Genomic DNA, 12,420 nt, shown 5'->3' with positions numbered 1-12,420 from the left:
ACCTCCTTGTCCACGTGTCCTGCCCCAAGACAGTGCCGGGGGAGCTGGCCCGCGAACAGGTCCAGAAGGCGACGCGCGCGTGGGTCCAGTCAGCTGTCCAGCAGCTCCCGGCAGAGGTCGCCGAGCAGCCGGATGCCCGGGTCGATCGCGGACGGCGGGGTGGCGGAGAAGCCGATGCGGAAGTGGTTGCGGGGCGGGTCGTCGCCGAGGAAGAAGATGTCGCCGGGTTCGATGAGGATGCCCAGCTCTTCCGCGCGCTCCACCAGGACCCGGCAGTCCAGTTCGGACGGTCCGGTCATCCACAGGCTGACGCCGCCGGGCGGGTACGGGCCCTGCGCCCACGGCAGGTACTCGGCGACCGCGGCGGTGGTGGCGGTCCACTTGCGCATCAGCTTCGTGCGGTAGCGGCGCAGCGAGCGGTGGTACTCGCCGCTCTCGATGAGTAGCGCCAGCGCCCGTTGCAGCTGGCCCGGCGGGTGGCGCAGGACGTACCGGCGGGCCTCGCGCAGCGCGCGCACCAGCTCGCGCGGCCCGACCAGGTAGCCGAGGCGCAGGCCGGGGGAGAGGAACTTGGAGAAGGTGCCGAGGTAGACGGCGTCGCCGGTGTTGTCGAGCGCCTTCAACGCCGGGGTCGGGCTGCCCTGGTAGCGGAATTCGCTGTCGTAGTCGTCTTCGACCACCACGGTGCCGGACGCGGCGGCCTGGGTGAGCAGCTGGCGGCGGCGGCCGATGCTGAGGGTCGCGTTGGTCGGGTGCTGGTGGCTCGGGGTGAGGTAGAGGAGGTCGACCCCGTCGAGCGATTCGGGCGGTTGCAGGCCGCGGGAGTCGACGTCGATCCCGGTCACGCGGGCGCCGGTGCGGAGGAAGATGTGCCGCGCGTCGAGGTAGCCGGGGTTTTCGATGGCGACGACCTGGTCCGGTCCGAGCAGCACGCGGCCGAGCAGGTCGAGGCCCTGCTGCGAGCCGACGGTGATCAGCACCTCGTCCGGGTCCGCCTCGATGCCGCGGGTGGTGAGCAGCTGGCGGCAGACCATCTCGACCAGCATCGGGTCGTCGGAGCCGACGCTGTCCTGCAGGCTGTGGAAGACGTGCGGGCGGTAGAGGGCGTCGCGGAGGCAGCGCGTCCACGACCGGGCCGGGAACGCGGTGATGTCGACCTGCCCGGCGAGGAACGGGTACGGATAGCTCGCCCAGTCGGTGCGTTTCTCGATGTGCGCGACGCCGGCGTCCGGGAACCGGCGCACCCGGGCCGCCCAGTCGATCCGCGATTCGGTGTCCCGTTCCTCAACCGCGCAGTGCGGGCGCATCTCGGTGTTGACGAACAGCCCGCTGCGCTCGCGGCTTTCCACGTAGCCCTCGGCGACCAGCTCCTGGTAGGCGAGGTTGATCGTGTTGCGGGAGACGCCCAGCTCGACGGCCAGTTCCCGCGAGCTGGGCAGCCGGCGGGCCGGGTCGAACGTGCCGATGGCGATGCCGTGCTCGATCGCCCGCCGGACCTGGCGGTACAGCGGTTCGTCCGACGAGCGGTCGATCTCGATCAGCGTGCGTGGCACGTGCGTTCTCCCAAGTGGCCGGCGTGCAGCGGGGTGGGCTGAAACGTAACTCGCAGTGGCCGGTTTTCCCACCCCGCCGCGCTGCGCCGGGCAGGCTCAGGCCAGCGCGTCGGCGACGTCGGTGACCGGCAGCCCGTGCGCGACGGCGACCGGCTCGTAGGTCAGCGCCCCGGCCACGGTGTTCACGCCGCCGCGGAGTTCGGGCGTGTCCTGGACCGCGGTGCGGAGGCCCTTGTTCGCGATTTCCAGCGCGTAGGGGAGCGTGACGTTGGTGAGCGCGTGCGTGGAGGTGTGCGGGACCGCGCCCGGCATGTTGGCCACGCAGTAGAACACCGATTCGTGCACCCGGAAGGTCGGGTCGGCGTGCGTCGTCGGACGCGAGTCCTCGAAGCAGCCGCCCTGGTCGATCGAGATGTCCACGAGCACGCTGCCCGGCTTCATCCGCGAGACCGTCTCGTTGGACACCAGGCTCGGGGCCTTCGCGCCGGGGACGAGGACCGCGCCGATCACCAGGTCGGCTTCCAGCACCGCCTGCTCGATCGCGTACGAGTTCGCCGCGGCGGTGCGGATGCGGCCCTGGTACATCCGGTCGGCGGCGCGCAGCTTGTCGACGTTCTTGTCGAACAGCACGACGTCGCCCCAGGTCCCGGCCGCGACGGCGACCGCGTTCATCCCGGCGACGCCCGCGCCCAGCACGACCACGCGGGCCGGCGGCACCCCCGAGACGCCGCCGATCAGCACGCCGCGCCCGCCGTTGACGCGCATCAGCGTCTGCGCGCCGACCTGCGGGGCCAGCCGTCCGGCCACCTCGCTCATCGGGAAAAGCAGCGGGAGGGAGCCGTTGGGCAGCTGGACCGTTTCGTAGGCCACCGAGGTGGTGCCCGCGTCGAGCAGGGCCTTGGTGCAGGGCTCGCTCGCGGCGAGGTGCAGGTAGGTGAACAGCAGCTGGTCCGAGCGCAGCCGGTGGTACTCCTCGGCGACCGGCTCCTTGACCTTAAGCACCATGTCCGCGGTGCCCCACACGTCGTCCGCCTGGTCGAGCAGCTTCGCGCCGGCGGCCGTGTAGTCCTCGTCGCGGATCGACGAGCCTTCGCCCGCGCCGCGTTCCACGAAGACCTCGTGGCCGGCCGAGGTGAACTCGTGTACTCCGGCCGGCGTCGCCGCCACCCGGTATTCGTGGTTCTTGACCTCGCGAGGCACACCGATCTTCATCGCCTGCTCCCATCTGCCGTGTCTGGTGCGGTCGAGAGTGCGGGACGACTGGCCACGGCGAAAGTGCCAGAAACCGCTCGGTCGACGGGTCCAGACGACGGCCCTTCTGGACCTGTCAACGGGCACTGTTCTGGCTCTGTCCCTTGGGGCCAGGGGTCGGGATCCTGCTCGGGGAGCACTGCCGTCCGCGAGGGAGTTTGCGAGATGACCATGGCCCCTCTGGCCGAGACCTGGCGGGACCGCGTCGGCGGCGCCCGCCCGCGGATCGCGCTCGCCGACGGCGCCGACCCGCGCGCCGTCACCGCGGCCGCGCACCTGGCCGAGCGCGGCGAAATCGAGCCGGTGCTGGTCGGACCCGCGGACGAAATCGCTGCAGCCGCGGCAGAGCTTGGCGTTTCGGTGCCACCTTTCCTGGACACGGCGGAGCTGGCTGCCGACGACGCCGTCCTCGCGCGGCTGGCTACCGCGTTTCCCGACCGGGTTGAGACAGTCCGCACCGATCCGGTCGCCCTTTCCGCCGCGCTACTCGCACTCGGCCGGGTGGACGCGTGCCTGGCAGGCGCGACCCGGCCCACCTCTGATGTCCTCCGGGCCGGCCTGCGAATCGTCGGCCTCGCTCCCGGCGTCCGGACTCTCAGCAGTTGCTTCCTGATGCTGTTGCAGGACGGCCGATCGCTCACTTTCGCCGACTGCGCCGTGGTTCCCGAGCCGGACGCGGAGGCACTGGCGGACATCGCCGTCGGTGCGGCTTCCACGCACCGGGCGCTGACCGGAACCGAACCCGTCGTGGCGATGCTTTCCTTCAGTACCCAAGGCAGTGCCAAGCATTCCGCGGTGGACAAGGTCCGGCAGGCGACTTCGTTGGTGCGGGAACGGCTGCCCGGCGTGGCAGTGGACGGCGAACTGCAATTCGACGCCGCTGTCGTGGACGCGGTCGGGGTGGCGAAAGCGCCGCGGTCGACCGTCGCCGGGCGGGCGAATGTGCTGGTGTTCCCCAACCTTGACGCGGGGAACATCGCTTACAAGATCGCCGAACGGCTGGGCGGAGCGACCGCGCTGGGACCGATCCTGCAAGGCGTCGCGGCACCGCTGCACGACCTGTCCCGCGGCTGCAGCGCGGCCGACATCGAGACGATGGCCCTGATCAGCGCAGTGCACGCGGTGACCGGCCGGGAAGTGGAGGGGGTCCGATGACGCGAGCGGTGGAACTGGTCGTGCTGGACATGGCAGGCACGACAGTCCGCGACGACGGCGCGGTCGAGGCAGCGTTCTCGGCGGCCCTGGAGGCAGTCGGGGTGCCCGCGGACTCGCCGGAGCGCGAGGATGTGGACGCCTACGTCCGTGACACCATGGGACAGTCGAAGATCGAGGTCTTCCGGGCGCTCTTCCCCGCGGACGGGGTGGCGGAGAAGGCGAATAAGGTTTTCGAGACTGCTTTTGCTTCGCAGGCGATTGAAGTTGCCGCGCCGCTTCCGGGTGCGGAGGAAGCGATCGACAAGCTGCGCGCGCAGGGCCGCCGGGTGTGCCTGAGCACGGGCTTCTCGGCAGCGACCCGCGATGCACTGCTGGAGCGGCTCGGGTGGACGGACCTGGCGGACCTGGTGGTGTGCCCGGCTGATGCGGGTGGGCGAGGCAGGCCGTTCCCGGACATGGTGCTGACTGCGGTGCTGCGCTTGGGAATCACCGACGTCCGCGCGGTCGCGGTCGCGGGGGACACCGGCTTCGACATGCTGACCGGCCGACGAGCGGGTGCATCGGTGGCGGCCGGGGTGTTGACGGGGGCGCACGACGAGGCGACGTTGCGGGCACACGGGGCGACGCATGTGCTGGGGTCGGTGGCTGAGTTGCCTGCGGTGCTTGAACTCTAGCGAGGCGTCGTCGTATCAGGCGGGCGGCGCGACCGCAGTAGCGATCAACGCCCGTGCCGCGATCTCGATCCGTTCTTCGTCCCCGGTTACGATCCGGTCCAGGCACAGCCCTCGCAAGCCCGAGATCAGCAGGCTCGCCCGGGCTGCCGCGTCGGGTTCGGCGTAGCCCAGTTTTCGGTACACCGGCACCAGCGGGTCCACCATCGCGGTGATCGCTTCCCTCGCGACGGTCAGGTAGCGCTCCGGCTGGGTCGGGGCCAGTGCCAGGACCTGGAAGAGGATGTGGATCGGCCGTTGCTGGCGACCCCGGGTGATCGCGTGCCACAGGGCGTGCGCCGCGGCGGCGAGGGATTCCTCGTCGTGGACGGAGCGGAAAAGTTCGGTGACGTCCGGGCGGCTCGCGGCGATCGCTTCGGTGATCAGGTTTTCCCTGCTGCCGAAGTAGTACAGCAGCATCCGTTTGCTCGTCCCCAGCGCTTCGCCCATCGGCGCGAGCGACAGGTCCGCCAGGCCGTGCGTCGCCAGGTAACCCACGGCCTGCTCGAGCAGTTCGGCGCGACGGCCGGTTCCGGAATCCACCCCTTGACTGTACCGATCGGTACGCCGTACCGTCCATTCGTGTACCGATCGGTACATGGGCGAGGAGGGCTGATGGCGAGCAAAGCACTCTCGGTGGCGATCGTCGGCGGCGGGATCGGCGGGCTGACGCTCGCGCTCGCGTTGCGGCAGCGCGGGATCGGGGCGGAGGTCTACGAACGGTCGGCCGAACTGCGCGAGGTCGGGGCTGCGGTGGCGCTGGCCGCCAACGGGTCCCGGATCCTCGGGCGGCTGGGGTTGCGGGACGAGCTGGCCGCGTGTTCCGCGGTGCCGACGGAGCTGGTCTACCGGCATTGGCGGAGCGGGCAGCCGGTGATGGCGTATCCGGTTGGGGACAGCTACGAGGAACGATTCGCCGGGCCGTATTTCGGGGTGCATCGGGCGGACTTGCAGCGGATCCTGGCGGGTGCGTGCGGGAAGGTCCATCTTGGACGGCAGGTGACCGGCGTCGGTGCGGACGGATCGCGGTATCGGCTCGAATTCGCCGACGGGACAAGCGAAACCGCCGATGTCGTGGTGGGCGCGGACGGGGTGCACTCGACGGTGCGCGAGTGGGTGGACGACGCGCCGTTCGCCCGGTACTCGGGTTCGAGCGGTTTTCGCGGGCTGGTGCCGGTGGAACGGCTGCCGTCGTTGCCGGACGCGGGGGCGATCCAGTTCTGGATGGGGCCGGGCGGGCATCTGCTGCACTACGCGATCGGCGACGGGTCGGTGGTGAATTTCCTTGCGGTGCTGGACGAACCGGCCGTGTGGCCGGGGGAGTCGTGGACCGAGGACATTCCCCGGGAGCGCATCGAGGCGGCTTTCGAGGGCTGGCATCCGGCGGTGCGGGAGATGGTCGGCGCGACGACGCTGTATCAGCGGTGGGGGTTGTTCGGCCAGCATCCGCTCAACCGCTGGCACCGCGGCGGGGTGGTGCTGCTCGGCGACGCGGCGCACGCGATGCTGCCGCACCACGGGCAGGGAGCGAACCAGACGATCGAGGACGCGGTGACGCTCGCCGAATGCCTTGCCCATGACTCACGCGACGCGGCACTCGCCCGGTACGAGAAGCTGCGGCGGCCGCGGACCCGGGCGGTGCAGCGGAGTTCGTGGGTGGCGAATGCCTTGCTGCACCTGCCGGACGGTCCGGCGGCGGAGGCGCGGGACGCCGCATTGGAGCGGATCGGGGAGACGGTGGAGTGGATCCACGCGCACGACGCGCTGGCAGCGGCGGGGCGCGGATAAGCGGCTCCGCGAATTCCGGGGTTGGGCGGGCCGCCGCTCCGGCGGGCGGGCGCATTCGTGCGGTCCGTTCGCAAGGGGCTAGGCGACTCCCCGGATTCCGGACCGGGCGGGGGCGGGCAGTGCTCCCGGCGGCGAGTCCGCTCGCAGGGCGCGGCTAAGCGGCTCCCTTTTCCGCCAGCGCCCTGAACTCCGCGCTCGTCAACACGTCCGCAGTGGACTGGGCGAGAACAACCAGCGTCGCCGCGTGCACTTCCGCGGCGGACATCGCGCCGTGGCCCAGGTCGGGGTGGTCGTAGGTGGCGCACGCGTCGGACAGCACCCCGGTGCGGAAGTCGCGGAACATCGCGTCGCGGATGGTGGCGTGGACGCAGTCCTCTGTGGTCACTCCGGTGGCGATCAGGGTGTCCACGCCGCGTCCGCGCAGCTGCATTTCGAAATCCGTGCCGTAGAAGGCGCTGTAGCGGTGCTTGGGGATCAGCGGTTCGTCCGGGCGGCGGTCCACTTCGGAGTACAGCGCGGCGCCGGGCGTGCCCTCGATGAGCGCGGCGCCGGCGGCGATCGGCGGGTACAGGTCGGCGAACCGGCCCATGTCGGTGCCGTCGGGGCGGTGGACGTGCGCGGTGAAGAACACCGGGATGCCCGCGTCGCGGCAGAACCGGACGGTGTCGTTGAGGGCCGGGATCATCGCGCGGCCTGCCGGGGATTCCAGCGGGGCGCCGGGAGCCAGGAAGTCGTGCTGCATGTCGATGACGACCAGCGCGGTGCGGGCCGGATCGACGGTGGACAAGCGGTAACCCATGGAACGCTCCTTCCGCGGAGGTCCATGGAGTATCACGGGTTGTCGTCGGTCGTCAAGAAAGCGACAGAGCGCGTCAGGCGTCTTCGATCTGCGCGGCGACGGTGTGCAGGGACTCGATCAGCGCCTGGGTGGCCGGGTTCAGCCGGCGGCCGGCGGCGAGGGTCAGGCCGACGCTGTGGCCGATGTTCTCCAGCGGCGTCGGCAGCGTGACCAGCCGCGGGTCGTCCATGCCGAGCAGGCCGGGGAGTGCGGCGACCATGGCGGTTTCGGTGAGCAGCTGCCGCACAGTCAGGAACGATGTCGCTTCGACGCGGTTGGCGGGCAGGTCCAGGCCGTGCTGGGCGAAGAGGCTTTCCAGCTCCTGGCGCAGCATCGTCTCGGTGCCGGGCACGATCCACGGGAACTCCGCCAGATCCTCCAGTGAGACGCTCCCGCGCGCGGCGAGCGGGTGGTGCGCCCCGGCGACGACGCGGATCGACTCCTGGTACAGCGCCCGCCGCCGGGTGTCTTCGGTGCCGGGGCCGCTCAGCCTGCCGACGATGACGTCCACCCGGCCCGCGGTCAGCTCCACCAGCAGCGATTCCGGCGTTCCCTCCCGGACGACGACCGTGACCAGCGGATGGTCTTCCTTCAGATGCGCGATGGCCCGCGGCAGCAACAGGTTCGAACCCGCGAGGTGGATGCCGGCGACGACCCGGCCGCGGGTCGCGTCTGCGATCTCCACGACGTGCCGCGCCGCGTGGGTGAGCTGGGCGAGCACGGCACGCGCGTGTTCGGTGAACGCGGTCCCGAACTCGGTCGGCGTGATCCCGCGCGGCCCGCGTTCGTAGAGCGGCACGCCGAGGATCGCTTCGAGATCGTGCAGGCCGCGCGTGACGACCGGCTGCGTGACGTGCAGCGCGGCCGCCGCGCCGACGACGCTGCCCTGCTCGGTGAGGGTGTCCACCAGCACGAGGTGCCTGAGCTTGAGGCGGCCGTCGAGCAGGCGGGGCATCTCCATTCCGGCGACATTACTGTCCGGCTCGGCTTCCGGCGTCACGAGAGGGCGAGCCGGATCAAGGTCTGGCTGAGCGCGGAGCCAGGGTCGGCTAGGTCGAGGAAGACGTCGAAGTGGTTCCGGCCGGGCACGACGGTCAATGAACCGGCGGCAGGCCAGTGCGCGTGGAAAGCCTTGCTCTGCCGATGGAATCCCGCGGCTTCGTGTTCCGCGACCGCCACGTGGAGCGGCACGGTGCCTGGCGGCGCGAGGATCGGGCTGAGCGCCTCTGCACGGGTCGGGTCGAGGGACAGCCACGCGTTGGCGAACGAGTCGACCAGCGGGCGGAGGTCGAAGAGCCCGCTGATCGCCATCGCGCCTTTGACGACGTCCTCCGGCAGCCCGGCGGCGCGCTGCCATCCGGCGACGGCGGTCATCGCCGCCAGATGCCCGCCGGCCGAGCTGCCCACGACGTGGATGCGGTCCGGGTCGAGGCCGTGCTCGGCACCGTGGTGGTGCACCCACGCGACCGCGGCGCGGATCTGGCGCACGATCTCCTCCAGCGGTGCCGCAGGAGCGAGCGTGTAGTCCGGCACGACGGTGGCGATTCCGGCGTCAGCCAGCATTCGCGCTGGGAACGCGGTGTCGTGGCGCGAGAGCATCCGCCAGTAGCCGCCGTGGATGGCGAGGACGACGGGGCGCAGCTGTCCGGGGGAGATGCCCCAGACGTCGAGTCGTTCGTTGCTGATCGGGTCGAAAGCCAGATCGCGAACGCCTGCCATACCGGCAGTGGCGGATTCGGAGGCGGAGCGGTAGCGGGCCATCACGGCGTCGAACTCGGCCTCGGTCACCGTGCCCTGCGCGCTGTAGTCCCGATCGACGTTCGGATGGTTCACGAGAGCCATCCTTCGCCGCCGCTGTCATGCCTGACCAATGCCCATTCCGGCGAAAGATATACCGGAACGGGCATGGGCGAGACATGTCCGGACAGCTATGGGAGCGGCGGCAAAGAGCATTGGCGAGGCATTCCGGACGTCCCTACGGTCAGCTTCATGGCTGCGGAACTCCACAACGTCGTCGGCGGGACCCGGGTCGCCGGGCGGCGCACCTTCGAGAAGATCGACCCGGTCGACGGGTCGCTCGTCGCGCACGTCCACGAGGCCGGTCCGGACGTGGTCGACGCGGCGGTCGCGGCTGCGCGTGCCGCGGCGGACGGGCCGTGGGGACGTGCCTCGGTCACCGAGCGCACCGCTTTGCTGCGCCGGATCGCCGACCGGATCGAGGAGCGGTTCGAGGATTTCGTCGCCGCCGAGGTCCGCGACACCGGAAAACCGGAGCACCTGGCGCGCGACCTGGACGTGGCGCGGGCGGCGATGAACTTCCGTTCGTTCGCCGACACGATCGCGGCGGCCGGTCTCGATTCGTTCCTGACGGATCTGCCGAACGGCCGGAAGGCGCTGAACTACGCGGTGCCCAAGCCGCTGGGCGTGGTCGCGGTGATCGTGCCGTGGAACCTGCCGCTGCTGCTGCTGACCTGGAAGGTCGCGCCCGCGCTCGCGTGCGGCAACGCGGTGGTGGTCAAGCCGTCCGAAGAGACGCCGTCGACCGCGACCTTGCTCGCCGAGGTGATCGCGGAGGCCGGTGCGCCGACCGGGGTGTATAACGTCGTGCACGGCTTCGGGCCGGACTCCGCCGGGGAGTACCTCACCACTCACCGCGGCATCGACGGCGTCACGTTCACCGGCGAATCCCGGACCGGCTCGGCGATCATGCGCGCGGTCGCTCCGTCGGTACGGCCGGTTTCCTTTGAGCTGGGCGGAAAGAACGCCGCAGTGGTGTTCGCGGACTGCGATCTCGAGAAGACCCTCGACGGACTCGCCCGGTCCGTTTTCCTGAACACCGGGCAGGTGTGCCTGTGCACGGAACGGGTCTACGTCGAGCGGTCCGTCTTCGACGCGGTCGCGAACGGGCTTGCCGAGCGGGCGAAGGCGTTGCGCCTGGGCCGGCCGGGCGATCCGGACACCACGACCGGGCCGTTGATATCCCAGCAGCATCGGAAGAAAGTCCAGTCCTATGTGGACCTCGCGGTCGCCGAAGGCGCGACGGTGCTCGCCGGCGGCGCGGTTCCGGAACTGGGGCCGGAACTGGCGGGCGGGTCGTGGATCGAACCGACGCTGTGGACCGGGCTGGACAACTCGGCGCGGGTCGTGCGCGAGGAGGTCTTCGGACCGGTCGCGGCACTGATCCCGTTCGACACCGAGGACGAAGCCGTCCGGCTGGCGAACGACACGGACTACGGGCTCGCCGCCGCCGTGTGGACGACGAACCTGGAGCGCGGCCACCGCGTCGCGCAGCAGATGCGGGTCGGGATGGCCTGGGTCAACACCTGGTACCTGCGCGACCTCCGGTCGCCGTTCGGCGGCGTCGGGCTTTCCGGCATCGGCCGCGAGGGCGGCCTGCACTCGATGCACTTCTACACCCAGCCGACGAATGTGTGCGTGCAGCTATGACGATCGAGGACCACGCCGCGCGGCTGGACCGGGCGACCGCTACCGGGCAGGCGATCCCGCAGCTCACCAGCGCCGGGCCGATGAGCCTGGAAACCGCGTACGCCGTGCAGCACAAAGGAATCGCGCTGCGCGAGGGGCGCGGGGAGCGGCTGGCCGGGGTCAAACTGGGCTTCACGAGCAAGGCTAAGGCCGAGCAGATGGGCGTCTCGGACGTGATCATCGGCTCGCTGACCGACCGCATGCGGATCGAGGACGGCGGGACGTTCGACGTCGGCCGCGGGGTGCATCCGCGCGTCGAGCCCGAGGTCGCGTTCCGGCTCGGCCGCGACGCCGAGATTGTCGCCGTCGCGCCCGCGCTGGAGATCATCGACAGCAGGTACCGCGACTTCAAGTTCAGCCTGGCCGACGTCGTCGCCGACAACACCTCGGCGTCAGCGTTCGTGCTCGGCCCGTGGACCCAGCTCGACCAGGTGGATGCGCTGGCCGTGGACCTGCTGTTCGACGGCGAGGTCGTCGCCACCGGCTCGACCGCCGACATCCTCGGCGACCCGCTGCGGGCGCTCCCCGCCGCACAGCGGATGGCCGCCGCGTACGGGCATCGCCTGCTCGACGGTTCGGTGCTGCTGGCCGGGGCGGCGACCGCGGCGGTCGCGCTGCAGCCCGGGACGCACGTCGAGGCGCGGGTCGCCGGGCTGGGTTCGGTTTCCGTTCACACGATGGAGGGATGAGCGTGGCGCAAGCCCATGTCGTCGCCGGGAAGGCGACGCCGCGCGGGCGGTTCCCGCACGTGAAAGTGGTCGGGGACCTGGTGTTCGTCTCCGGCACCAGCAGCAGGCGGCCGGACAACACGTTCGCCGGCGCGGCGGCCGACGAGTTCGGCGTGACCACTTTGGACATCCGGGCCCAGACGCGTGCGGTGATCGAGAACATCCGCGACATCCTGGCCGCGGCCGGCGCGGGGCTCGAGGACCTCGCGCAGCTGACGGTGTTCCTGGTCACCATGAACGATTTCGGCGGCTACAACGAGGTCTACGGCGAGTTCTTCGACGAGAACGGCCCGGCCCGCACCACCGTCGCGGTGCACCAGCTGCCGCATCCGCATCTGCTCATCGAGATCCAGGCGATCGCCCGGATCCCCGGCAAGGAGGAACGATGACCGCCATCCCGCCCGTGTTCGACTTCGCGAAGTGGATCAAAGAGCACGAGGACGAGCTGAAGCCGCCGGTCAACAACAAGCAGATGTGGGCCCCGATGGGCGATTTCATCGTGCAGGTCGTCGGCGGGCCGAACCAGCGCACCGACTTCCACCTCGACCCGTACGAGGAGTGGTTCTACCAGTACAAGGGCGACATGCACGTCAACCTGATGACCGACGACGGCCCGCAGCGCGTCGACATCCGCGAGGGCGAGATGTGGATGCTGCCGCGGAACGTGCACCACTCGCCGCAGCGTCCGCAGGAGGGCTCGATCGGGATCGTGATCGAGCGCATCCGGGAGGAGGGGACGCTCGAGAAGTTCGTGTGGTTCTGCCTGGAGTGCGACGCGAAGGTGCACGAGGTCGAACTGCAGGTGCGGGACATCGTCGACGACCTGCCGCCGGTGTTCGAGCAGTTCTACGCGTCCGAGGAAGCCCGGACCTGCGGGGCGTGCGGCACGCTGCACCCGGGGAAGGGCTGAG

At 70.5% G+C, this 12,420-nt stretch carries 13 protein-coding genes; 7 read left to right on the top strand and 6 right to left on the bottom strand.

Going from position 1 to position 12,420, the window contains the following annotated elements:
* Positions 1–89 precede the first annotated feature (89 nt).
* Positions 90–1,553: a MocR-like pyridoxine biosynthesis transcription factor PdxR gene (gene pdxR / locus DMP23_RS18790; protein ID WP_037814380.1), complete on the bottom strand. Its 1,464-nt coding sequence runs from the start codon at positions 1,551–1,553 to the stop codon at positions 90–92.
* A 96-nt stretch (positions 1,554–1,649) separates the two neighbouring features.
* Complete coding sequence (gene ald / locus DMP23_RS18785; protein WP_043838106.1) at positions 1,650–2,765, bottom strand: alanine dehydrogenase; 1,116 nt, start codon at positions 2,763–2,765, stop codon at positions 1,650–1,652.
* 204 nt (positions 2,766–2,969) lie between these two features.
* Between ald and DMP23_RS18780 the strand changes: the two genes are divergently transcribed.
* Both DMP23_RS18780 and DMP23_RS18775 read left to right on the top strand, forming a co-directional pair.
* Entirely contained in the window at positions 2,970–3,959 is a 990-nt protein-coding gene (locus DMP23_RS18780; RefSeq protein ID WP_337821868.1) for a phosphotransacetylase, read from the top strand.
* Positions 3,956–4,633, top strand: coding sequence for a phosphonatase-like hydrolase (locus DMP23_RS18775; RefSeq protein ID WP_337821867.1), 678 nt, complete (start codon positions 3,956–3,958; stop codon positions 4,631–4,633). The genes DMP23_RS18780 and DMP23_RS18775 overlap by 4 nt, the downstream gene beginning before the upstream one ends.
* A gap of 15 nt (positions 4,634–4,648) precedes the next feature.
* Here DMP23_RS18775 and DMP23_RS18770 read toward each other — a convergent pair whose 3' ends face one another.
* Positions 4,649–5,212, bottom strand: a complete 564-nt coding sequence (locus DMP23_RS18770; RefSeq protein WP_037814375.1) for a TetR family transcriptional regulator — start codon at positions 5,210–5,212, stop codon at positions 4,649–4,651.
* Between the two features lie 72 nt (positions 5,213–5,284).
* Between DMP23_RS18770 and DMP23_RS18765 the strand changes: the two genes are divergently transcribed.
* Complete coding sequence (locus DMP23_RS18765; protein ID WP_337821866.1) at positions 5,285–6,457, top strand: FAD-dependent monooxygenase; 1,173 nt, start codon at positions 5,285–5,287, stop codon at positions 6,455–6,457.
* A gap of 154 nt (positions 6,458–6,611) precedes the next feature.
* Here DMP23_RS18765 and DMP23_RS18760 read toward each other — a convergent pair whose 3' ends face one another.
* The 3 genes from DMP23_RS18760 to DMP23_RS18750 all read right to left on the bottom strand — a co-directional run bounded on the left by DMP23_RS18760 (position 6,612) and on the right by DMP23_RS18750 (position 9,128).
* Complete coding sequence (locus tag DMP23_RS18760) at positions 6,612–7,256, bottom strand: cysteine hydrolase family protein (protein ID WP_337821865.1); 645 nt, start codon at positions 7,254–7,256, stop codon at positions 6,612–6,614.
* A gap of 73 nt (positions 7,257–7,329) precedes the next feature.
* Positions 7,330–8,256 carry a LysR substrate-binding domain-containing protein gene (locus tag DMP23_RS18755; RefSeq protein WP_043838096.1) on the bottom strand — a complete coding sequence of 309 codons (927 nt, stop codon included), beginning with the start codon at positions 8,254–8,256 and terminating at the stop codon, positions 7,330–7,332.
* Positions 8,257–8,291: 35 nt separating this feature from the next.
* Positions 8,292–9,128 carry an alpha/beta hydrolase gene (locus tag DMP23_RS18750; protein WP_337821864.1) on the bottom strand — a complete coding sequence of 279 codons (837 nt, stop codon included), beginning with the start codon at positions 9,126–9,128 and terminating at the stop codon, positions 8,292–8,294.
* A 156-nt stretch (positions 9,129–9,284) separates the two neighbouring features.
* Here DMP23_RS18750 and DMP23_RS18745 point away from each other — a divergent pair, with 156 nt between their 5' ends.
* From DMP23_RS18745 to DMP23_RS18730, 4 genes are read left to right on the top strand one after another with little or no spacing between them, the layout of a single operon-like run.
* A complete protein-coding gene (locus DMP23_RS18745) occupies positions 9,285–10,742 on the top strand; it encodes a 2-hydroxymuconic semialdehyde dehydrogenase (protein WP_337821863.1) in 1,458 nt (485 codons plus the stop codon).
* Complete coding sequence (locus DMP23_RS18740; RefSeq protein WP_337821862.1) at positions 10,739–11,470, top strand: 2-keto-4-pentenoate hydratase; 732 nt, start codon at positions 10,739–10,741, stop codon at positions 11,468–11,470. Before DMP23_RS18745 ends, DMP23_RS18740 begins: the two co-directional genes overlap by 4 nt.
* Positions 11,467–11,898 carry a RidA family protein gene (locus tag DMP23_RS18735; RefSeq protein WP_337821861.1) on the top strand — a complete coding sequence of 144 codons (432 nt, stop codon included), beginning with the start codon at positions 11,467–11,469 and terminating at the stop codon, positions 11,896–11,898. Before DMP23_RS18740 ends, DMP23_RS18735 begins: the two co-directional genes overlap by 4 nt.
* Positions 11,895–12,419, top strand: a complete 525-nt coding sequence (locus DMP23_RS18730; protein WP_037814362.1) for a 3-hydroxyanthranilate 3,4-dioxygenase — start codon at positions 11,895–11,897, stop codon at positions 12,417–12,419. The genes DMP23_RS18735 and DMP23_RS18730 overlap by 4 nt, the downstream gene beginning before the upstream one ends.
* Position 12,420 lies beyond the last annotated feature (1 nt).

It is taken from the genome of Amycolatopsis sp. A1MSW2902 (assembly GCF_017312175.1).
In the GTDB taxonomy this organism is placed as follows: Bacteria; Actinomycetota; Actinomycetes; order Mycobacteriales; family Pseudonocardiaceae; genus Amycolatopsis; species Amycolatopsis nivea.
The sequence above is the reverse complement of the archived record's forward strand: the minus strand, read 5'-3'. Positions and strand labels throughout refer to the sequence as shown.